The organism is Streptomyces tremellae (genome assembly GCF_039540215.1).
Classification (GTDB): domain Bacteria; phylum Actinomycetota; class Actinomycetes; order Streptomycetales; family Streptomycetaceae; genus Streptomyces; species Streptomyces tremellae.
Genome location: NZ_BAABEP010000008.1, coordinates 108183 through 127828, shown reverse-complemented (window position 1 = coordinate 127828; position 19646 = coordinate 108183). Strand labels below are relative to the sequence as shown.

Here is a 19646-nt window from a genome sequence, read left to right as displayed (position 1 = left end):
GCACTCCCGGCCCACCGCGCCCGGCGCCCGCGCCACCCGGCCCGTCTCCGGCACACCCGCCCGGCCCGCTCCCCCCCGGCGGGCCCGGAGACGCCCCCTCGGACCTGAGCGGCGTGGAGCGGGGCCCCGCCGGCCGCCGGCGCGCACGGTGGCGGCGTACCGGCCGCCGGCGCTCGCGCCCACGGGCGCGGGCCCTCAGCGCAGAGAGGTCGGGCCCTCAGCAGGGGAGGTCGGGCCCTCGGCACGGAAGGTCGGTCGCCCCCCGGGAGCGTCGCCCGCCCGCGTGCGCCGAGCGGGTCGCGTGCAGCGACGCGAGGAGGCGCAGCCGGTCCGCGTCGGCACTGCCCGGCTCGGCGGTCCAGACCAGCATGACCGGGCCGGGCGCGCCGGGCAGTGGGTAGGTGTCCCAGTCGAGGACGAGGTCGCCGACGCCGGGGGCGCGGAAGGTCTTGGTGCCGCTGACCGACGTGCCCACGTCGTGCCGTGCCCACATCCGCCGGAACGCGGCGCTTCTGATGCTCAGTTCGCCGACGATCGCGGTGGCGCGCGGATGGGTGGGGTCGGTGGCGACGGCGGCGCGCATCATGCCGACGTACTCCAGGGCCTGCTGCTCCCAGTCAGGACAGCTCCGCTCGCCGGTCAGCGTGTCGTCGAACATCAGCATCAGCATGTTGAGCGGGTGCGACGGGTGGGCGTCAGGGCTGCCGAGCAGCGCCTCGGCCATCGGGTTCCAGGCGAGCAGGTCCAGGTGCCTGCCGAGCACGACCGCCGGGGTGTCCATCACCCGCAGCAGCCGCCGCGTGCTCTCGGGGACCCACTCGGGACCGCGCTCCACCCGGGCGGGCTCGGGCCGGCGCGCGGCGTGCGCCAGGGTGAACAGGTACCGGCGCTCCTCCTCGCCCAGGACGAGCGCGTCGGCGAGCGCGTCCAGCACCCGGTCGGAGGGACGCACCTCACGGCCCTGCTCCATCCGCTGGTAGTAGTCGGTGCTCAGCCCGGCGAGCAGCGCGAGCTCCTCGCGCCGCAGCCCGGTGACCTTGCGTCGGCCTCCCGGTTCGAGGCCGACGTCACGGGGGTGCAGCCTGCCGCGCCTGGCGCGCAGGAAGTCGCCGAGCTCGCGGGCGTACGGATGGGTCATGCCCCCAGCATGCCGCCGCGGGGAGCGGCCAGGGTAGGTCTCCTGGACCTAGGCAGCCGAGGACCATCGAGGCCGCGTGCCGCGCTCCTAGCGTCGTTGCTCCACCGCACGACACCCACGCCCCCAGGAGCAGCGCATGGCCGGATGGAACGCCGACCGCATTCCCGACCAGCACGGCAGGACCGCCGTCGTCACCGGCGCCAACTCGGGCCTCGGCCTGGTCACCGCGACCGAGCTGGCCCGCCACGGCGCCCAGGTGGTGCTCGCCGTCCGTGACACCGCGGCCGGCGCGGAGGCCGCCCGCAGGATCGGCGGCGGCACCGAGGTGCGCGAACTCGACCTGGCCTCGCTCGACTCGGTGCGCGCCTTCGCCGCCGGGCTGACCGCGGCGTACCCGGCCGTCGATCTGCTGGTCAACAACGCGGGGGTGGTTCTGCTCGGCCCACGCCGCACCACCGCTGACGGCTTCGAACTGCAGCTCGGCACCAACATGCTGGGGCACTTCGCGCTGACCGGGCTGCTGCTCGGGGTGCTGGCCGCGGCGCCCGCGCCCCGCGTCGTCAGCCTCAGCTCGATCACCCACAAGAACGCGCACCTCGACTTCGACGACCTGATGTACGAGCGCGGCTACCGGGCTACGACCGCCTACGGCAGGTCCAAGCTCGCCACCACGGTCTTCGGTGTGGAGCTCGACCGCCGGCTGCGCGCGGCCGGCTCGCCGGTCGTCAGCGTGCTGGCCCACCCCGGCCTCACCCGTACGAACCTGACACCACGCGCCTGGGAGCACCGCGGCAGGCTCGGGCGGCTGACCGCGCGGCTCGGGCTGCTCGCCGCCCAGCCCGTCGAGCAGGGCGCGCTGCCGCAGCTGCGCGCCGCGACGGAGCCGGGGCTGCGCGGCGGCCGGTTCTTCGGCCCCGCGGGCCTCTTCGAGACCCGCGGCCGGGTCACCGAGGCCAGGCTCGGCGGGGAGGCGGCCGATCCGGCCGTGGGCGAAAGGCTCTGGTCGGCCGCCGAGGAACTGACCGGGGTCAGCTACCTCTGACCGCGGGGCGGCCGGGGGCGCCGGGCGCGCGGGAGGCCGGGGGCGGCGGGCGCGCGGGAGGCCGGGGGCGGCGGGCATGCGGGCGGCCGGGGCGCATCACCCATGCGGACATGCGTACGGATACTCAGGCGCGCGCGGCGCGGCCGGGGGACCGTGGAAGGCGACCGCGCACCCGGCACGACGGGAGAAAACCCCATGGAACCCACAGAGCCCACGCAGCCCACGGACGCCACCACGACCACGCGAGCGCTGCTCGCCGCGTTCCTCCGCTCGCTGCGGCACCCGGTCGCCCTCGCCTACCTGGCGCTGGTCGCGGCGGTCTGGGTGGGGGTCGCGGCCGACCTCCTCTTCGTCACCCACGAGGACGCGAGCCTCTCGGGCGTCTGGGCGTTCCTCGTGACGGCGCCCACCTCGCTCGTCTTCGCCGCGCTGCCGTCGCCGTTCATCTGGCTCGGCCTCCCGGTGGGCGCCGCGGTCCAGGGCGCGGCCCTCGGCGCGGCGGCCCGCCACGCCGCGCCGCTCGTGCGCGGCGGCTTCCGGCGCGCGCACCAGTGACGGGTCGGAGAGCAGGAACACAGCGAAAGGAACCCACCGAGCCATCCAGGAGGATGTGCCATGCACCCCGCCTTACCCCCGCACGCGCGCCGCGTCTGCGGCGCCACGACCCGCCTCCCCGAGCGTCTCGTCCTCGCGGCCCTGCGCCTCGCGCCCGAGCCGTACGGCGAGCCCGAGGACGGACGGGTGGAGCGCAGGCTCCGCTGCGTCCGCGAGGCGCACGCCAGGGGTGACCACCACGCGCGCGTGCGCGACGTCGACGGCGTGCGCGCCGGAGCCGTATGGGCCAGGTGGCGCGGCAACGACAGGCCACGGACCGTGGCCGTACTCCCCGACTGCCCCGCCGTCCAGACCCACCACCGCGGCACCACCCCCTGCACCGCCTTCCGCAACCACCCGGGCGGCCACAGCTGGGAGTTGGGGGGCGGGTGAGGGGCTGAGGGGTCAGGCGGTCGGGGTGTGTCGGGCGAGGAGGGCGTCGATGCGGGCGCGGTGGGCCCTCTCCCAGTCGTCGAGGGACTCGGCCTCCTCCGCGGCGAGTGCGCGGCGGGCCTCGGGGAGGAGTTCGGCGGCGCGGGCGGCGGGGACGGACACGATGCCCTCCTCGTCCGCGACCACGATGTCACCCGCGTTCACCCGCACGCCGCCGCAGCGGATCTCGGCGCCGAGCGGGGTGACGGCCCGTTTGGTGCCGGGGATCGGGACGACCCCGCGGGCGTAGACGGGGAAGCGGGCCTCACGGACCTCCGCGACGTCGCGGATCACGCCGTCGAGGACGAAGGCGGCGACGCCCCTGCGCTGCGCGACGGCGCACACGTTGCCGCCCGCGAGGGCGTAGTCGAGGTCGCCGGACTCCACGACGATCACGGAGCCCGGCTCCGCGCGGTGGATGGCCGCGTGCAGCATCAGGTTGTCGCCGGACGGGCACCGCACGGTGAAGGCGGGGCCCGCGACCCGGGGGCCGCCCGCCCACAGCGGACGGATGCCGATGTCCATCACCTGCTCCCTGCCGAGGAAGTCGGCGAGTGTGGTGGTGGGGATCGTCTCGAAGCCGCTGTCGCCGCTCATGTCTGCCTCCGCCTTCCGCGAGGGTGCGCGTACGCCGTCCCCGGTTCGTGCCACGACGCGTGCGTGATGCTACGGGAGAGGGCCGCCCCGGCGCGTGGGCCCGCGGTCCGGTGTGATCGTGGTCCCAGTCGGATCACGGCGGGACCCTGCCGCGCTCCGGCCCCGTAGAGTGCCATGACAGAGGGTTTTGAACACGTTCAAGATCCGGGGGGACCCGGGGGGAGCGAGGCTGCGCCATGCGCAGTGGGGTGAAGAGAGGCGTGGTCGGGGGCGCGGTCGCGGTCGTCGCCGGGGGCATGGCCTGGGGTGGGCTGAACCTGTACCACGGCCTCACCGGCGGCAACGCCCACACGACGGACGAGGGCCTGGTGGGGCAGGCGGCACCGCGCAGCACGGCCCCCGCGCATCCCGGGCCGCTGAGCGCGGCCGAAGTGCGGGACACCGCACGGCGGTTCCTCGCCGCCTGGGCCTCGGGCGAGGACCCGCGGGAGCTCGCGCGGCTCACCGACTCGGCGGCCGAGGCCGCGCCGTACTTCACCGACTTCCGCGACTCCGCGCACGTCACGAAGGCCGTCATCACGCCGGGGACACCGGCAGGCGCGACCGTGCCGTACACCGTGCGCGCGACGGTCTCGTACGGCGGCGCGACCAAGCCGTGGACGTACCACGCGCAGCTCACCGTCGTGCGCGAGCGCGCCACGGGGCGCGCCGTGGTCGACTGGTCGCCGACGGTCGTCCACCCCGATCTGACGGCCACCACGACGCTCGTCACCGACCGGGCCGCCGCGCCGCCCGTCGAGGCCGTGGACCGCGACGGCGGGGTACTCGACGCGGCCCACTACCCCTCGCTCGGCCCGGTCCTCGACGAGCTGCGCCGGCGGTACGGCGCGCAGGCGGGCGGCAAGCCGGACATCACGCTGCGCGCCCAGGAGCGCGACGACAGTGCCGACGCCGGGCAGGGCGCCACACCGAAGATCCTGCTGACGCTGGCCAAGGGCCGCGCGGGCCGGGTCCCGACGACCATCGACGCCCGGGTGCAGGCGGCGGCAGAGGCCGCGGTGAAGCGGTACACCAACGCGTCGGTCGTCGCGGTCCGGCCGAGCACGGGCGCCGTGCTCGCCGTCGCCAACCACCGCGGCGACGGCTTCGACGCCGCGCTCCAGGGCGCCCAGGCGCCCGGCTCGACCATGAAGATCGTGACGTCCGCGCTGCTGCTCGAAAAGGGCCTCGCCGCGCCCGACCGGCCGATGGAGTGCCCGCCCACGGCCACGTACTACGGCCGTACGTTCCACAACGAGGACAACTTCTCCCTCAAGCCGGGCTCCGCGATGCGGGACGCGTTCGCGCAGTCCTGCAACACCGCCTTCATCAAGCTGATAGACGACACCAAGGACGACGCGGGCCTGGGTGAGGAGGCCCGCGAGGTCTTCGGCATCGGCAACAACGACTGGAAGACGGGCGTGGTGTCGTTCGACGGCAAGGTGCCCGCGGAGACGGGCGGCGAGGCAGCGGCCCAGTACATAGGCCAGGGCACGGTCCAGATGAACGCGCTGGACATGGTCTCGGTGACCGCCACCGTCAAGGCGGGCGCCTTCCACCAGCCGGTGCTGGTGCCGCAGTCCTTCGACCATCGCGAACTCGCCATCGCGCGGCGCGCGTTGGCGCCGTCCGTCGCTCAGGCCATCACCGGCATGATGCGTACGACGGCCCTCAGCGGCACCGCCGCGCACGCGATGGCGGGCCTCGGCGGCGACAAGGGCGCGAAGACCGGCTCCGCCGAGGTCGACGGGCAGGCCGTCTCCAACAGCTGGTTCACGGCCTTCCAGAACGACTGCGCCGCCACCGCCGTCGTCGACGCGGGCGGCCACGGGGCCGACGCGGCGGGGCCGTTGGTCGCCTCGGTGCTCGCGGCGGACTGACGCGGCGGGGCCGTTGGCGGCCTCGGTCCTCGCGGCGGACCGAGGCGGCGGGCTTGACATGTCGGGCGGGCGGCCGGGGATACGGCCGCGCCAGGCCCGACGGCCTCCTGGCCCCGCAGCCCCGGGGCCCCGCAGCCCCGGGGCCAGACGGCCTCGGGGCCAGACGGCCTCGGGGCCAGCCGGCCTCGGGGACGCCGCCCAGGGCCCCTGGGCCACAGGGGCCCTGGGCGGCGGGGCGGCCTAGCCGGCGCCGACCTCGGCGACGCCGGCCCAGATCGCGCTGCGTTCGGGCTTCGGCCTGAGCTGATCGGCCTGGTACCACTCGGGGGCCGTGACGAGGCCGGGCGGCACCAGCGTGAGGCGGTCCTCGTCGAAGAAGGGCTCTATCTCGGCGCGCCTGCGGAACTGCGCCTCGATCCTGCGCTCGTACGCGCCCGCCGCCTCGACGTCCTCGGGGAACTGGGTGACGTCGCCGTGACTGAGGACGAGGAAGCTGCCCGCGGGCAGCCGGCTCACCAGCGTGCGCACGATCGCCCGGGGGTCGTGGGCGTCGGTGACGAAGTGGAGCACGGCGACGAGGGACAGCGCGATCGGCCGGTCGAAGTCGAGGGTGCCGCCCGCCGCCTCCAGGATCGCCTCGGGGGCGCGCAGGTCCGCGTCGACGTAGTCGGTCCTGCCCTCCGGGCTGCTGACGAGCAGCGCGGCGGCGTGCGCCAGCACGATGGGGTCGTTGTCGGTGTACACCACGCGCGCCGCGGGGTTGACGCGCTGGGCGATCTGGTGGAGGTTCGGCGCCGTGGGGATGCCCGTGCCGATGTCGAGGAACTGGTCGATGCCGCGCAGCGCGAGCCAGCTGATGGCGCGGCGCATGAACGCCCGGTTCTGCGCCGCGGCCGACCGGAAGAGGCCGGGGAGTTCCTCGGCGAGTTCACGGTCTACGGCGTAGTTGTCCTTTCCTCCGAGCAAGTAGTCGTACACGCGCGCCGAGTGGGGACGGCTGGTGTCGATCTGCCCTTTCGGCCGTGGGGGGAGGTGAGGCATCGTCCGTCCTTCTGGTCGCGCGCCGCGCGGGCGGGTTCCGTCGCAGCCGCGCGCCCCGTCGCGAGGCGGGGCACGACCCCGCCGCACGGACCGTTCCTGGCCCCGGCGCGGCCCGCCCGTGCCCCGCCGGGCGGCGCGGCACGGGCCCTGCCGCGGTGCCGGGTGCCGGGGACGGCACGCCGCGGTGGCCGCCGGTCCTCGGGTGCGACTGCGAAGCGGTCATTGGCCGTTGAGCGTACGGGACCGGGCCGCCTCCCGTGAAGGCGACCGGGGCGGCCCGCGCACGAGAGCGCCGACTGCCAGCCGTCCGCGCGGACGAGGTCCGAGGGGCCCGAGGGACGCGGCTGACGCGCCCCGCGGGACCGTACCAACCGGCTTCCGGCTTCCGGCTTCCGGCTTCCGGCTTCCGGCTTCCGGCTTCCGGCTTCCGGTTCAGGGTAGGTCGAGGCGGCAGAGGGCCTCGCGGTGCGTGGGCCCGTACCCCAGTGCCTCGTTGACGCGGCGCATCGGCGCGTTGGTCTCGGCGGTGTCGGTCAACAGGCCGCCGAGCGCGGGGAACCGGGTGCGGGCGTACAGGACGGACGCCGACTTGATCCAGCGGGCGAGGCCGCGGCGCCGGTGTCCCGGGAGGACGCCGGTGCCGTAGTGCTGGGCGTCGCCTGTGCCGTCGCCGGGGACGACGAGTTCGGTGAAGGCGGCGACCGAGCCGTCGGCGGTGTCGACGGCGACGACGGTGTGCAGCAGGTCACCCCGGTCGGCGACGGCCCGCGCCGCCGCGCGCACCCGCCGGGCGTCCCACACCGCGGGGACCGTACCGTCGCCCGTGGGCATGTCGTCCATGGCGCGGCGCGCGTACGCGAAGCTCTCCGCGAAGCGGTCCGGCACCGCGCCGGACCAGGACTCCAACCGGTAGCCGGGATGGGGCCGTTCGACCGCGGCGGCGAGGGCGGCGGGGTCGGCGTCCGCGAGCGCGAGCCGCGTGTGGACCAGCGTGAGGGTCGTACGGAAGCCGCGCCGGGCGAGGAACCGCGCGCCGGGCGACCCCTCCTCGGCCCGCGCCGTCACCGTCCGCCGCCCCTCCTCGCGCGCGGCCTCGACGGTGGCGGCCAGCAGCAGGGTCCCCGCTCCCCTGCCCCGCTCGGCGGGGTGCACCCGCAGCTCGGCCTCGGCGAGGTGGTCGCGCCCCGGCCGCTCGTGCAGCAGCAGATATCCCGTACCGACCGGGCGGCCGTCCGCGCCCGCGTCCGCGACGACCCAGGCGCGGCGGCGGGTGCCCGGCGCCGGCCGCGGATCGCTCAGCGACGTGATCCGGAACGCGGTGGACAGCACGGGCCCGCCCGGGGGCGCCGGGGCGGCAGGCGGACCCTGAGGCTCGGACGGGCGCGTGGACGGGTCCTGAGGCGTGGACGGGTCCTGAGGCGTCGGCCTGCGCCCCGGCCCGTTCCGCGGTGGTTTCTGGGTCACGGTCCGCCGACCGTAACGACCGGCGGCCCCGGCCACAACCGGTCCGCGCGGGCGGGCCGCGGCGCACACGGGCCCCCGTCCGGGGCCCGCCGGGCCCCTACGACGGGTGGACACAGCCGGGACGTGCGCGCCTGCGCGGGGGTCGGCGTCGACAATGGCGGCATGAACGTGACGCCTGACCCCGACCGTGCGAACGACTCCGCCGCGTCCGTCCAGCGGCCCGCGGCCGGGGGCGGCGATGCCGCGACCGGTGCCGTGTGGGCGGCGCTCGGCGGGCCGCCCGCGCTGCTCGAACGGGTCTCCTACGAGGGCGCGGCGGACGTCCTGCCGTCCCGGCTGCCCGTACGGGAGCTGGCCCGTGCCACCGTCGGCGCCGCCTCACTCGCCGCGGCCGAGCTGCTGGCCGTACGGCGCCGCGGCGAAGGCGCGCCCGACGCGGACGCGCACGTCCGGCGGGCGGGAGCGGCCGGTGCCGGCGACACGGTGGCCGTCCCGGCGGACGCGGTGCCCGCGGTGGCGGTCAAGGAGGGCGCCGTCGCGACCGCGTTCGTCAGCGAGCGGCACCTGCGGATCGACGGCAGGCGCCCCGCGCCCTTCGCGCCGCTGTCCCGCTTCTGGCCGGTCGCGGACGGCTGGATCCGCACCCATGCGAACTACCCGCACCACCGGGCCAGGCTGCTGCGCGCCCTCGGCATGGAGGACATCGGCGACGACGCCAGGCTCGTGGCGCGCGTCGAGACGGCCCTCGCCACGAGTCGTGCCGCGGACGTCGAGGAGGCCGTGTACGCGGGCGGCGGGCTCGCCGTGCGCGTCGCCGCGGGACCGGTGGAGCGGACCCTGCCGCTGGTGGAGACCGCGCGCGGCGGGACGGGCGGCGGGACGCGGCCGCTGCCGCCCGCCGCGCTGCCCGCGCAGGGTGTGCGCGTGCTCGATCTGACGCGGGTGATCGCGGGGCCCGTCGCCACCCGCACCCTCGCGCTCCTCGGCGCCGACGTGCTGCGCGTGGACTCGCCGCGCCTGCCGGAGATGCCGGAGGCGCACGCGGACACCGGCCTCGGCAAGCGGTCGACGCTGCTCGACCTCGGCGCGGCGGCGGACCGCGCGACCTTCGACGAACTGCTCGCCACCGCCGATGTGATCGTCACCGGCTACCGGCCGGGCGCGCTCGACCGGCTCGGCCTCTCCGCGGGCGAACTGCGCGAGCGCCACCCCGGCCTCGTCGTGGCGCAGCTGTCCGCGTGGGGCTGGTCGGGGGTGGGGCCGTGGGCACAGCGCCGGGGCTTCGACAGCCTGGTGCAGGCGGCGACGGGCATCGCCGCCGTGGAGGCGGCCGAGGACGGCACGCCCGGCGTGCTGCCCGCCCAGGCCCTCGACCACGGCACCGGTTATCTCCTCGCCGCCGCCGTGCTGCGGTCGCTGACCGCGCGGCAGGCGACGGGCGCGGGTTCCCGCGTACGGCTGTCCCTCGCGGGCACCGCGCAGTGGCTGCTGCACGGCCTCGCGCCCCACCCGCTGCCCGGCCCGCCCTACGCACCCGACCAGTACGTCACCCAGGAGCCCTCACCCGAGCTCGGTGTGCGGCACGCCCTGCCGCCGCTGCACTACGAGGGCGCGCCCGCCGACTGGAACCACCTGGCCACCCCGTGGGGCTCGGACACCGCCAACTGGCTGTGAGCGCGGGCCAGGCGCCCGATACGGTCGGGCCATGAGCGACACGGGCGGGGGAAGTGGGCGGCGGGCGGCCGGGGGCGAGGGCCGCGGCGCGCCTGGCGGCGTGCCGGGGCGGGCCGGGGGCGTGGACTGGAGCGGGCGGCCCGCGTGGTTCGTCGTCAACGAGTCGGCGGCCTTCCTGGTGGAGCTCGCGGCGTTCGCCGCGCTGTGCTGGTGGGGGCTGCGCGCGGGCGGCGCGCTGTTCGCCGTGGTGGTGCCGCTCGCGGCGATGGTGGTGTGGGGGCTGTTCGCCGCGCCGCGCGCCCGCTTCACGGTGCCGCTCGCCGTGGTCCTGCTGGTGAAGACCGTGGTCCTGGGCGGCGGCGCGGTCGCGCTGTGGGGTGCCGGGCGGCCGGTGTGGGCGGTGGTGCTCGGCGCCGTGGTCGTCCTCAACACCGCGCTCGCCGAGGCGTCCCGCCGCCGCTGCACCGGCGCCGACACGGGCACGGGCTCCCCCTCCGGCTCCGGCTCCGGCTCCGGCTCCGGCTCCGGCTCCGGCTCCGGCTGACGGTATGGGCAGGGGCTGACCGTACAGGCGCGGGCCGACCGTACAAGGCGCCGGCCGTACGGGCGGGACGGGACGCCACGGGACTGCCCGGCGGCACGGGCGGCACCGGCGGGGGCATCGCAACGCCGCCGCTACCGCCCCGGCGCGCCCGCCAGCGCGCGGTGGATGTCCCCCGAGGCGCGGGAGAGGCGCTCGCCCGTGCCGCCCCAGCGCAGGGCGATGATCTCGGCGGCGATGGAGACGGCGGTCTCCTCCGGGGTGCGGGCGCCGAGGTCGAGGCCGATCGGCGAGGCGAGGCGCGCCAGGTCCGCCGCCGCCACGCCCTCCTCGCGCAGGCGCGCCGTCCGCTCGGCGTGGGTGCGGCGGCTGCCCATCACCCCGATGTACGCGGCGGGCGTGCGCACCGCGGCCCGCAGCAGCGGCACATCGAACCGGGGGTCGTGGGTCAGCACGCACACCACGGTGCGCTCGTCCACCTCGGTGCGGGCCAGGTACTCGTGCGGCCAGGCCCGCACGACCTCGTCGGCGGCGGGGAAGCGCTCGGGCGTGGCGAAGGCGGGGCGCGCATCGCACACCGTCACCCGGTAGCCGAGGAAGGCGCCCATGCGGGCGGTCGCGGCGGCGTAGTCGATCGCGCCGAACACCAGCATCCTGGGCGGCGGCCTGAAGGACTGCACGAACACCGTCACCTCCTCCAGGCGCCGCTGGCCGCGCCTCCCGTAGTGCCGCACACCCGTGGCGCCCTGCGCGAGCAGCCCGCGCGCGTCCTCGTCCACGGCGGTGTCGAGCCAGGGGTGGCCGCCGAGGGCGCCCGAGGCGCGGGACGCGGTCAGCGAGCGGCGGGCGCCGAGCGGCGCGGCGCCTCCGGTCACCGTCGCCACCGCGACGTGCTCCCCCGCCGCGATCGCGTCGAGCACCTCGCCGAGCGCGGCACGGGCCGCGCCGTCCCCGTACGGCACGATCAGTACGGACAGCACGCCGCCGCAGGTCAGCCCGACGGCGAAGGCGTCGTCGTCGGAGACGCCGTAGGTCTCGGACACGGCCTCGCCGCTCGCCAGGGTGCCGAGCCCCGCCTCGTACACGGCGCCCTCGACGCAGCCGCCCGAGATGCTGCCGATCACCCGGCCCTCCTCGGTCACGGCCATGGTGGCACCGGGGTCGCGGGGCGCGCTGCCGCGCACGCCGACGACGGTGGCGAGCGCGAACGGCGTGCCGGACGCGACCAGTTCACGCAGCTGCGGCAGGATCTCACGCATCGGTGCCTCCTCGGGAAGGCGCCGGGACGGCTCCGGCAGGCCTCCCGGGACCCAGGTGTGGTTCTGTGGTGTACGAGGGGTGCGGGGTGTGCGGGTGTCGTGGGACGTGCCCGAGCCGGGCGGTGGACGAGGACGGGAGCGTACGGCGAGTGGCGGTGTCGGGGTGAGCGGCGTGAGCGGTGAGACCGGTGTGACCAGTGAGACCGGCGCGCGTGGTGTGAGTGGTGCGAGTGGTGGGGACGGCGCGGGTGCGGACGGGGCGGCGCAGGCGCGCGCCGTGCTCCACGGGGCGGGCCTGACGGCGGGTGAGCGGGAGATCCTGCGGGTGCTCGGCCGGTCGGAGGACCTGGACAGCGTCGGCTCGCAGATCGTGGTGTCGCTCGGCGCCTCCATCATCGAGGGCAGACTGCGGCCGGGCGAGGACCTGAACTCCGTCGACCTGGCCCGCCGCTTCGGCAGCAGCCGCACCCCGGTCAGGGAGGCCCTGGCGATCCTGGAGCGCGAGGGCCTTGTGGAGGTCCCGGCGCGCAAGCGGCCCCGGGTGCGCAGACTGGGGATCGCCGAGGTCAGGGAGATCTACGAGCTCCGCGCCGAGTTGTACGCGCTGGTGAGCCGCCGCATCGTGGAGCACTGCCCCGACACGGCGGCCGGCGACCGGGGCGCGGACGGCCCGGGCAGCGGGGGCGCGGACGGCCGGGGCGGCCAGGGCGCGGGCGCGGACGGCGGCAGCCTGGACGAGCTGCGGGCGGCGCAGGCGGAGTTGGAAGCGGCAGCGGCGGCCGGCGATCCCGAGCGGTTCTTCTGGTCGATCGTCGGCTTCCGCAACACGGAGGCGCGGCTCGCGGCCAACGAGACCGTGCGCGGCGTCCTCGACTCGGTGGGTATCAGGACACTCCAGCTGCGCCACCTCAGCCTTTCGCTGCCCGGCCGGGTGGAGACATCTGTCGCCGACCACCGGCGGCTGATGAAGGCGTACACGGACCGGGAGGCGGATCTCGCCGCGGCGCTCACCCGCTCCATCGTGCGGCGCAGCCTCGCCGCGCTGGAGAGCTCCGGCTGGAACGGCTTCTCCGCATGACCCCGCGGGTCCCCGCGCGCCGCCGGAGCCGGGTGCCCGCGCCGGTCCGCCCCTCACAGGGCCCGCCCCCGGCCGGCCGCGAGTCCCGCGAACAGGTCGGATCCACTCAGCACGCGCTCGCGCGCCGCGCCGTCCTGCTTGGCGGCGTCCAGGGCCCCGACCGGCCGGTCGAGCCGCATCGGGAACGGGTAGTCGCTGCCGAGCACCACCCGGCCGGGCGCCGCGAAGTCCAGCAGGTGGCGCAGGGCGTCGTCGTCGTGCAGCACGGTGTCGAAGTAGAGCCGTCCGGCCAGCTGCCGGGGACTGAGCGCGCCCCGGGCACGGGCGGCGGGCGGTGCCGCGGTGAACCCGCGGTCCAGGCGGCCGATCTGATACGGCACGAAGCCGCCGCCGTGCACCAGCAGCACCCGCAGCGCGGGATGGTCCTCAAGCACCCCGCCGAGCATCAGGGCCGCGGCGGCGAACGTGGTCTCCGCGGGGTTGCCCACCAGGATGTGCAGGAAAAGCCGCCGCATGCGCTCGGGCACGTCCAGCTCGGCCGGGTGCACGATCACCGGCACGCCGAGGTCCTCCGCGGCGCCCCAGAACGGCGCGAGCGACGGATCGTCCAGGCCGAGCTCACCGACCCGGGCGCCGATCTGCACCGCCTCGTGCCCCAACTCCTCCACTGCACGGCGCAGTTCGGCCGCCGCCAGGTCGGGGGCCTGGAGCGGCACCGCGGCCGCGGCCCTGAATCTCCCGGGGTGCGCGGCGCGCAGCGCCGCCGTCGAGTCGTTCTGCACGCGGGCCAGCCACAGGCCGTCCTCCGGCGGGAGCTCATAGCCCGCGAGGTCCATCCAGGGCGCGACGAGCTGGACGTCGACCCCGGCGGCCGCCATCCACTCCAGGCGCGCCGCCACGTCGTTGAGCTGCGGGATCAGCGGCAGCCCGCTCAGCCTGCTGCCGACCTCGACCCGGGTCACCCGGTGGCCGCCCGCCTCCTGCGCGACCAGCTGGACGCCGTGGACCCCGCCCTCCTCGCGGATGCGCTCGACGGCGTGCTCGCCGACGTGGTGCGCGTGGACGTCGAGGACGCTCATGACGCCTCCCCCGCGCCGGTGGGCGTCCCGGCGCCGAGGCCGGCGATCCGGGCGAGCGCGTCGGCGACGACGCCCGGGTTCTCCAGCGGCGTCAGGTGCCGGGTGCCGGGCACCACCACGGCGGGCTCTTCGCCGATGAGCGCGGCGAGCTCGCGGGCCATGGCGGGCGGTGTCGCGGAGTCGTCCTCGCCGACGAGGACCGCGGCAGGGTGCGGGATGCGCGGGGCCGTCCCGCGCAGGTCGGCGGCGCCGAGCATGGTGCAGGTCGCCTCGTACGCCGCGAGGGTGTTGGCGGTGAACACGCCCGTCAGGTGGTCCATCAGGTCGGGCTCTGCCGCGCGGAACGCGTCCCCGAACCAGCGGGTCAGCTGGAACGGGATCAGCGACGCGAGCCCCTCCTCGCGCGCCTTCGCCGCGCGCCCCGCCCAGTCGTCGGGCGCCGTGGGCCCGTACCAGGCCGTGGTGTCGACGAACAGCGCGCCCCGCGTACGGCCGCGGTGGCGCGCCGCGAAGTCCTGCGCGACGCAGCCGCCCATCGAGCAGCCCGCGACGACGGTGTCCCGCCAGCCGAGGTGGTCCAGCAGGTCCGCCAGGTCGTCCGCGAACTGGGCGGTCGTGTAGGGGCCCGCCGGCCGCCCCGACCTGCCGTGGCCCCGGCAGTCGTAGACGACGGTCTCGGCGCGCCCGGCGAGCAGCGGCGTCACCCGGGACCACAGGGACCGGTCGAGCGCCAGGCTGTGCACCAGGGCGATGCGGGGCGCGCCCGCGGGCCCGGGAGTGTGCGTGTACGACAGGACGACGCCGTCGCGTGTGCGCGCCTCGCCCTCGACTGCGGTGTCCACGGCGGTCATCGGTCTCCTCCTCGGTGCTGCGCGGCGGCGCGGGCCCGGCCTGCTGCCCCGGTCAGCGCGCGCCGCGCGAACTCGGCGATCATCCGCGTCTTGTACGCCGCGGAGCCCTTCACGTCGTCGTACGGCCTGGTGCCCGACGCGGCGCGCCGCGCGGCCTCGGCGATCAGGGCCTCGTCCACGGCGCCGCCGAGCAGGTCGTCGAGCGGGACCGCCACCGGGCCGCCCTCGACCGACCCGACGGCGAGCGAGAGCCGCTCGGCGCGGCCCGTGCGGCCGTCCGGCCCACTGAGTCCGACAACGGCGGCGACATGGACGCAGGCGTACTCCCACACGCCACGTACCAGGAACTTCTCGTACGCGGAGCCGGTGGCAGCGCCCTCGGGCAGCGGCGGCAGCACGACGCTCTCGATCAGCTCGCCGCGCCGCAGCCCGGCCCCGCCGCCCGCCAGGTCGGCGGGGGCCAGAGCCCGGGTGCCCGTGCGGGCGCCGCGCACGGTGAGCACGGCGCCCGCGGCGGTGAGCGCGACCGGCGGGTCGTGGGCGTCGTCGCGCGCGGCGATGTTCCCGCCGAGCGTGACGAGCCTGCGGATCCTGGCGGTGGCGACGACGCCGCACGCCTCCGCGACGACGGGCCACACCCGGGCCAGCGCGGGGTCGGCCGCGCACGCGTCGAGCCGGGTGGCCGCGCCGATGGTGAGGCTCCCGTCGTCCCCGGTGCGGATGCCGGCGAGCCCCGGCAGTCCCGCGACCGACACCAGGGTGCGGCCGGCGGCCGGCCTGCGGTGGTGCCTCGCGAGGGTGTGCCCGACGCCGCCGCCGAGCACGGCGGCGCCGTCCTCGGCGAGCAGCGCGAGCGCCTCGTCCAGCGTGCGGGGCACGGCGACGGCCACGGGTGGCCGGGGCGCGGGGGCCGTGCCGTCCGTGACGGGTCCTGGTGCGAAGGTCGTCATCGGTCGTCCCCTTCCGTTTCCGTGCCGGGGCGCACGGCGCCGGCACCCGTACGCGGGGCCGGGTCCGCGCCGCCGGGCGGCGGTGCCGACCTGGCGTCCTGAGCCACCGGGTCGGCGGTGCCCGGTGGCGCGCCCTCGGGCGCCATGCCCCAGAAGATCTTCTCCGCCGTGATCGGCAGCTCGTGGACCCGCACGCCCACGGCGTCGGCGACCGCGCTCGCGATGATGGACGGCACGGGGTCGAGGGAGATCTCGCCGACGCCCTTCGCGCCGAACGGGCCGGTCGGCTCGTAGGAGTCGGCGAACCCGATGTGCAGCGTGCGCGGCATGATGCCCGCGGTGGGGAGCTTGTAGTCGCCGAAGTTGGGCCGGGCGGGCGCGCCGTCCCGCCAGGCGAACCGCTCGGCGACCGCCATGCCGAGGCCCTGTGCGATGCCGCCCTCGACCTGCCCCTCCGCGAGCGGCGGGTTGAGGACCGTGCCGCAGTCGACGACCGCGGCGAACTCGGTGACCGTGATCGCGCCCGTCGCCGGGTCGACCTCCACCTCGGCGGCCTCGGCGGCGAAGTTGTACGCGCCGGACTCGTTGCCGTACCTGGACTGGTCGGGGAACTCGGAGGGGTTGTCGAACGAGCCGACGCCGACGACCGGTTCGCCGTCCGGGCGGTACAGCTCGGCCCGTACGACCGTGCCCACGGGCGAGGACACCGGGCCCTCGCCGTCCGGGCCTGCGGGACCGTGGACGACGCCGTCCTCCACCCACAACTGGGACGCGGGCCTGCCGAGCTGCCGGGACGCCGCTTCGAGCAGCCGCCCGCACGCCTGCTCCGCCGCGCGCTTGACGGCGTTGCCCGCGACGTACGTGACCCGGCTGGCGAGCGCGCCCAGCGCGTGCGTCGTCAGATCCGTGTCGGGCCGGGAGACGGAGACGTCCGCGACGGGCAGGCCGAGTTCGGCCGCGGTGATCTGGGCGAGCGTGGTCCTGGCACCCGTGCCGATGTCGCCCTCGCCGACGATGACCGCGGCGCGGCCGTCCTCGGTGAGCCGGACGATCGCCGAGCTGCCGTCGTAGTCGCCGAAGCTGCGCCGCCCCGACACATGGACGCTGACTCCCATCGCGAGTCCGCGGTGCGGAGTGGGGTGCGCGCGCTTGCCGTACCAGTCGATGGCGTCGGCCGCCTTGCGTATGCACTGCTTCAGCTCGCAGCTGGTGATCTTGTGGTTGTGCGGGGAGACGCTGCCCTGCTCCACGGCGTTGAGCAGGAACAGGTCGGGCACCTCGATGCCCAGCTTCCCGGCCGCCAGGTCCCACGCCTGCCCGACCGCCCAGTCGGCGGACGGGTTGCCGAAGCCGCGGAAGGCGCCCGTCGGCACCAGATTGGTGTACACGAGCCGCGAATGCGCCTTCACCGCACGGTAGTTGAACAGTGCGTCGTGCCGGACGGTGGCGGCGCCGAGCACCGCCTGCGCCTTGCCGGTGTAGGCGCCGTTGTCCGCGGTGACCTCGATGTCCTTCGCCGTGACCAGGCCCGACGCGGTGAAGCCGAGCTTCACCCGGTACCGCATGGGGATACGGGGGCGGCCGGCGAGGAACTCGTCCTCGCGGGTGTTCACCAGCTGCACCGGCCTGCCGGTCCTGCGGGCCAGGATCGCGCAGATCACCGAGGTGTTGTCGTCGCCCGACTTGCCGCCGAAGCCGCCGCCGATCTCCGTCTGCACCACCCGCACAGCCCGCAGCGGCAGGCCGAGCGCGGTGGCGTAGCGCTGCCGTGCGAGGAACGGCGTCTGGGTGTTGACCCACATCGAGACCCGGTCGCCCGACCACTCGGCGGTGCAGCCGATGGTCTCGATGGCGGCGTGCCACTGCCGCGCGGTCTCCCACACGCCCTCCACGACGACGTCGCTGCGCTCGAACCAGTCGTCGGCGCCGCCCCGGTCGAAGGCGAACTCGTGCGCCACGTTGCCCTCGGCGTCGTCGTGCACGAGCGGCGCGCCCTCGGCGAGCGCCTCGTCGAGCGAGAGCACCGCGGGCAGCGGCTCGTACGCGACGGAGATCAGCTCGCAGGCGCGGCGTGCGGTCTCCAGGTCGCGGGCGGCGACCGCGGCGACCTCGTCGCCCACGTACCGGACGCGGTCGAGGGCGAGCGGATACAGGTCGGGCCTGAAGGCACCCCACTTGACCTTGGCGGTGTCGGCGCCGGTGATCACGGCGTGCACCCCGGGCAACCGCTCGGCGCGCGAGGTGTCGACGCGCAGCACGCGGGCGTGGGCGTGCGGGGAGCGCAGGACCGCGCCGTACAGCATGCGCGGCAGGCGGGAGTCGGCGGCGTACGAGGCGCGGCCCGAGACCTTCTCCAGGGCGTCGATGCGCTCGACGGGGCTGCCGATGAGTGGCGGCAGCACGGCCCTGCCCAGGTCGAGGGGGGCGGCGGGGGCCGTGGTGGGGAGGTCGGTGGTGGACATCAGCGCTCCCCCTCACCCGCGTCGCGGCCGGGGGCGCCGGGCCCCGCGGTCTCCAGGGCGACGGCCTCGCGCGCGGCGGCGAGGATCTTCACATAGCCCGTGCAGCGGCAGTAGTTGCCGTCGACTGTCTCCCGCAGGCGCTCCTCACCCGGCTCGGGGTCGCCGTCGAGGAGGGCGCGCAGCGCCATGATGTGGCCGGGGGTGCAGAACCCGCACTGGAAGCCCGCCTTGTCGACGAACGCCCGCTGGACGGGGTCGAGCCCGTCCGGGCCGCCGAGGCCCTCGACCGTGCGCACGTCGCGGCCCTCGACCAGGCCGGCCATCTGGAGGCAGGACGGCACGGCCTCGCCGTCCACGATGACCGTGCAGGCTCCGCAGTAACCGATCGCGCAGCCGGACTTGGTGCCGGTCAGGCCGAGGTCGTGGCGGAGCACGTCGAGCAGGGGCGCGCCGGGGTCCTGGACATGGACTTCCACGTCCTCCTCGTTGAGCCGGAAACGCAGAGGTACGGACATGGTCTTCCTTGCCTGGGTCTCGTGCGGGTGCGGGTGCCTCGTGCCGGTGTGTTCGGCGCCGGCGCGATCGGTGTGTCGGGCGCCGGCGCCGCTGCGACCGGCGCGGTCGGTCCCGGACCCGGTGTGTTCGGTGTGTTCGGTGTGTTCGGTGTGCGCGGTGTGCGCGGTGTGCGCGGTGTGCGCGGTGTGCGCGGCGCGTTCCGTACGGGCGGGACGGCCGGTGTGTCCGGCGCGCTCGCCGGCGCCGGCGCGGGCGCCCCGGGCCTGCGCGGTGCCGCTCATGGCTCCTCCCCCGTCCAGCCGGAGCGCTCTATGGCCGCGAAACCGCCCCTGACCAGGGACTGGGTCAGCGCGGACGCCAGGTCCGCGTCCCGGTCCTCGTAGGCCCGCAGCAACCGTGCGTGGTCCTCGACCGACGGGCCGAGCCTGCCGGGCTGCGACAGGCTGAGGTGGCGCAGCTGGAGGGCGCGCAGCCCGAGCGTGTCGAGGACGCGGCGCAGGGTGGCGTCCCGCGCGATCGCCGCCTCGGTGTTGCGGTACTGGACGTTGACCCAGAAGTACCGGTCCACGTCGTCCTCGGCCGCCGCCGCCTCAAGGGCCCCCTGGTGGCCGCGCAGCAGCTCCAGGTCCTCCGGCGTGGCGACCCGGCACACCGAGTGGCTGACCACCGCGTACAGCTCGGCGCGCAGGTTGTACAGCTCCCGCACCTCGCTGAGCAGCAGCCGCGCCACCCGGGGCCTGCGACGCGCGGTGATCTGCACGAACCCCTCGCGCTCCAGGACCAGCAGCGCCTCCCGCACGGGCGTCCTGCTGCTGTTGAACGTCCGTGCCAGCTCGACCGAGTTGAGGTCGTCGCCGGGCGAGAGCCGACCCTCGATGATCTCCGCGGCGACCGCGACGGCTATCTCGTCGGCGATGCTGGCGCCCGCGATGCCCCGGTTGAGCATGCGGGTGAGCTCATGCCGCCTGGCGGTGTCCCCGATCGTGGGGTAGGCGGGGCGGATCGGCAC

18 protein-coding genes are annotated in these 19646 nt (G+C 76.2%); 7 read left to right on the top strand and 11 right to left on the bottom strand.

Annotated features, from left to right (window positions below; genetic code table 11):
• Positions 1 to 217: 217 nt before the first annotated feature.
• Positions 218 to 1138 carry a helix-turn-helix transcriptional regulator gene (locus tag ABEA77_RS09230; RefSeq protein ID WP_345643749.1) on the bottom strand — a complete coding sequence of 307 codons (921 nt, stop codon included), beginning with the start codon at positions 1136 to 1138 and terminating at the stop codon, positions 218 to 220.
• Positions 1139 to 1274: 136 nt separating this feature from the next.
• Between ABEA77_RS09230 and ABEA77_RS09225 the strand changes: the two genes are divergently transcribed.
• The 3 genes from ABEA77_RS09225 (at position 1275) to ABEA77_RS09215 (ending at position 3167) form a co-directional block, all read left to right on the top strand.
• Entirely contained in the window at positions 1275 to 2180 is a 906-nt protein-coding gene (locus ABEA77_RS09225; protein ID WP_345643746.1) for an oxidoreductase, read from the top strand.
• Between the two features lie 195 nt (positions 2181 to 2375).
• On the top strand, positions 2376 to 2735 hold the full coding sequence (locus ABEA77_RS09220; protein WP_345643743.1) for an SCO4225 family membrane protein: 360 nt from the start codon (positions 2376 to 2378) through the stop codon (positions 2733 to 2735).
• Positions 2736 to 2795: 60 nt separating this feature from the next.
• The gene (locus tag ABEA77_RS09215; RefSeq protein ID WP_345643742.1) at positions 2796 to 3167 is read left to right on the top strand and encodes a hypothetical protein; all 372 of its coding nucleotides are present in this window, start codon (positions 2796 to 2798) and stop codon (positions 3165 to 3167) included.
• Positions 3168 to 3179: 12 nt separating this feature from the next.
• On the opposite strand, the gene ABEA77_RS09210 is transcribed toward ABEA77_RS09215, so the two are convergent.
• On the bottom strand, positions 3180 to 3803 hold the full coding sequence (locus ABEA77_RS09210) for an RraA family protein (RefSeq protein ID WP_345643740.1): 624 nt from the start codon (positions 3801 to 3803) through the stop codon (positions 3180 to 3182).
• Positions 3804 to 4039: 236 nt separating this feature from the next.
• On the opposite strand from ABEA77_RS09210, the gene ABEA77_RS09205 reads away from it, so the two are divergent.
• Entirely contained in the window at positions 4040 to 5722 is a 1683-nt protein-coding gene (locus ABEA77_RS09205) for a penicillin-binding transpeptidase domain-containing protein (RefSeq protein WP_345643737.1), read from the top strand.
• Positions 5723 to 5962: 240 nt separating this feature from the next.
• Here the strand turns inward: ABEA77_RS09205 and ABEA77_RS09200 are convergent, their stop codons facing one another.
• A complete protein-coding gene (locus tag ABEA77_RS09200) occupies positions 5963 to 6763 on the bottom strand; it encodes an SAM-dependent methyltransferase (RefSeq protein ID WP_345643734.1) in 801 nt (266 codons plus the stop codon).
• Positions 6764 to 7195: 432 nt separating this feature from the next.
• Entirely contained in the window at positions 7196 to 8092 is an 897-nt protein-coding gene (locus ABEA77_RS09195) for a GNAT family N-acetyltransferase (protein WP_345643731.1), read from the bottom strand.
• A 297-nt stretch (positions 8093 to 8389) separates the two neighbouring features.
• On the opposite strand from ABEA77_RS09195, the gene ABEA77_RS09190 reads away from it, so the two are divergent.
• A complete protein-coding gene (locus ABEA77_RS09190; protein WP_345643729.1) occupies positions 8390 to 9901 on the top strand; it encodes a CoA transferase in 1512 nt (503 codons plus the stop codon).
• 31 nt (positions 9902 to 9932) lie between these two features.
• Positions 9933 to 10445, top strand: a complete 513-nt coding sequence (locus ABEA77_RS09185; protein ID WP_345643727.1) for a YrdB family protein — start codon at positions 9933 to 9935, stop codon at positions 10443 to 10445.
• Positions 10446 to 10576: 131 nt separating this feature from the next.
• On the opposite strand, the gene ABEA77_RS09180 is transcribed toward ABEA77_RS09185, so the two are convergent.
• On the bottom strand, positions 10577 to 11701 hold the full coding sequence (locus ABEA77_RS09180) for an XdhC family protein (protein ID WP_345643725.1): 1125 nt from the start codon (positions 11699 to 11701) through the stop codon (positions 10577 to 10579).
• A 172-nt stretch (positions 11702 to 11873) separates the two neighbouring features.
• Between ABEA77_RS09180 and ABEA77_RS09175 the strand changes: the two genes are divergently transcribed.
• Complete coding sequence (locus ABEA77_RS09175; RefSeq protein ID WP_345643722.1) at positions 11874 to 12779, top strand: GntR family transcriptional regulator; 906 nt, start codon at positions 11874 to 11876, stop codon at positions 12777 to 12779.
• A 53-nt stretch (positions 12780 to 12832) separates the two neighbouring features.
• Here ABEA77_RS09175 and ABEA77_RS09170 read toward each other — a convergent pair whose 3' ends face one another.
• The 6 genes from ABEA77_RS09170 to ABEA77_RS09145 are packed head-to-tail and all read right to left on the bottom strand — an operon-like array spanning position 12833 to position 19646.
• Positions 12833 to 13858, bottom strand: coding sequence for an amidohydrolase family protein (locus ABEA77_RS09170; protein WP_345643720.1), 1026 nt, complete (start codon positions 13856 to 13858; stop codon positions 12833 to 12835).
• Positions 13855 to 14709 carry an alpha/beta fold hydrolase gene (locus tag ABEA77_RS09165; protein WP_345643717.1) on the bottom strand — a complete coding sequence of 285 codons (855 nt, stop codon included), beginning with the start codon at positions 14707 to 14709 and terminating at the stop codon, positions 13855 to 13857. Before ABEA77_RS09165 ends, ABEA77_RS09170 begins: the two co-directional genes overlap by 4 nt.
• Positions 14706 to 15659 (bottom strand): FAD binding domain-containing protein, encoded by a 954-nt coding sequence (locus ABEA77_RS09160; RefSeq protein ID WP_345643715.1) that lies wholly within the window; start codon positions 15657 to 15659, stop codon positions 14706 to 14708. The genes ABEA77_RS09165 and ABEA77_RS09160 overlap by 4 nt, the downstream gene beginning before the upstream one ends.
• Entirely contained in the window at positions 15656 to 18121 is a 2466-nt protein-coding gene (locus ABEA77_RS09155; RefSeq protein ID WP_345643712.1) for a xanthine dehydrogenase family protein molybdopterin-binding subunit, read from the bottom strand. Before ABEA77_RS09155 ends, ABEA77_RS09160 begins: the two co-directional genes overlap by 4 nt.
• Complete coding sequence (locus ABEA77_RS09150; protein WP_345643710.1) at positions 18121 to 18918, bottom strand: (2Fe-2S)-binding protein; 798 nt, start codon at positions 18916 to 18918, stop codon at positions 18121 to 18123. Before ABEA77_RS09150 ends, ABEA77_RS09155 begins: the two co-directional genes overlap by 1 nt.
• Positions 18915 to 19646 (bottom strand): GntR family transcriptional regulator, encoded by a 732-nt coding sequence (locus ABEA77_RS09145; protein WP_345643707.1) that lies wholly within the window; start codon positions 19644 to 19646, stop codon positions 18915 to 18917. Before ABEA77_RS09145 ends, ABEA77_RS09150 begins: the two co-directional genes overlap by 4 nt.

Bases quoted from the DNA above. Each gene is read 5' to 3' on its own strand.
- ABEA77_RS09160 (WP_345643715.1), bottom strand. From the start codon at position 15,659: ATGACGACCTTCGCACCAGGACCCGTCACGGACGGCACGGCCCCCGCG.
- ABEA77_RS09200 (WP_345643734.1), bottom strand. From the start codon at position 6,763: ATGCCTCACCTCCCCCCACGGCCGAAAGGGCAGATCGACACCAGCCGT.
- ABEA77_RS09170 (WP_345643720.1), bottom strand. From the start codon at position 13,858: ATGAGCGTCCTCGACGTCCACGCGCACCACGTCGGCGAGCACGCCGTC.
- ABEA77_RS09220 (WP_345643743.1), top strand. From the start codon at position 2,376: ATGGAACCCACAGAGCCCACGCAGCCCACGGACGCCACCACGACCACG.
- ABEA77_RS09165 (WP_345643717.1), bottom strand. From the start codon at position 14,709: ATGACCGCCGTGGACACCGCAGTCGAGGGCGAGGCGCGCACACGCGAC.
- ABEA77_RS09190 (WP_345643729.1), top strand. From the start codon at position 8,390: ATGAACGTGACGCCTGACCCCGACCGTGCGAACGACTCCGCCGCGTCC.
- ABEA77_RS09185 (WP_345643727.1), top strand. From the start codon at position 9,933: ATGAGCGACACGGGCGGGGGAAGTGGGCGGCGGGCGGCCGGGGGCGAG.
- ABEA77_RS09180 (WP_345643725.1), bottom strand. From the start codon at position 11,701: ATGCGTGAGATCCTGCCGCAGCTGCGTGAACTGGTCGCGTCCGGCACG.
- ABEA77_RS09230 (WP_345643749.1), bottom strand. From the start codon at position 1,138: ATGACCCATCCGTACGCCCGCGAGCTCGGCGACTTCCTGCGCGCCAGG.
- ABEA77_RS09215 (WP_345643742.1), top strand. From the start codon at position 2,796: ATGCACCCCGCCTTACCCCCGCACGCGCGCCGCGTCTGCGGCGCCACG.
- ABEA77_RS09155 (WP_345643712.1), bottom strand. From the start codon at position 18,121: ATGTCCACCACCGACCTCCCCACCACGGCCCCCGCCGCCCCCCTCGAC.
- ABEA77_RS09205 (WP_345643737.1), top strand. From the start codon at position 4,040: ATGCGCAGTGGGGTGAAGAGAGGCGTGGTCGGGGGCGCGGTCGCGGTC.
- ABEA77_RS09150 (WP_345643710.1), bottom strand. From the start codon at position 18,918: ATGAGCGGCACCGCGCAGGCCCGGGGCGCCCGCGCCGGCGCCGGCGAG.
- ABEA77_RS09225 (WP_345643746.1), top strand. From the start codon at position 1,275: ATGGCCGGATGGAACGCCGACCGCATTCCCGACCAGCACGGCAGGACC.
- ABEA77_RS09210 (WP_345643740.1), bottom strand. From the start codon at position 3,803: ATGAGCGGCGACAGCGGCTTCGAGACGATCCCCACCACCACACTCGCC.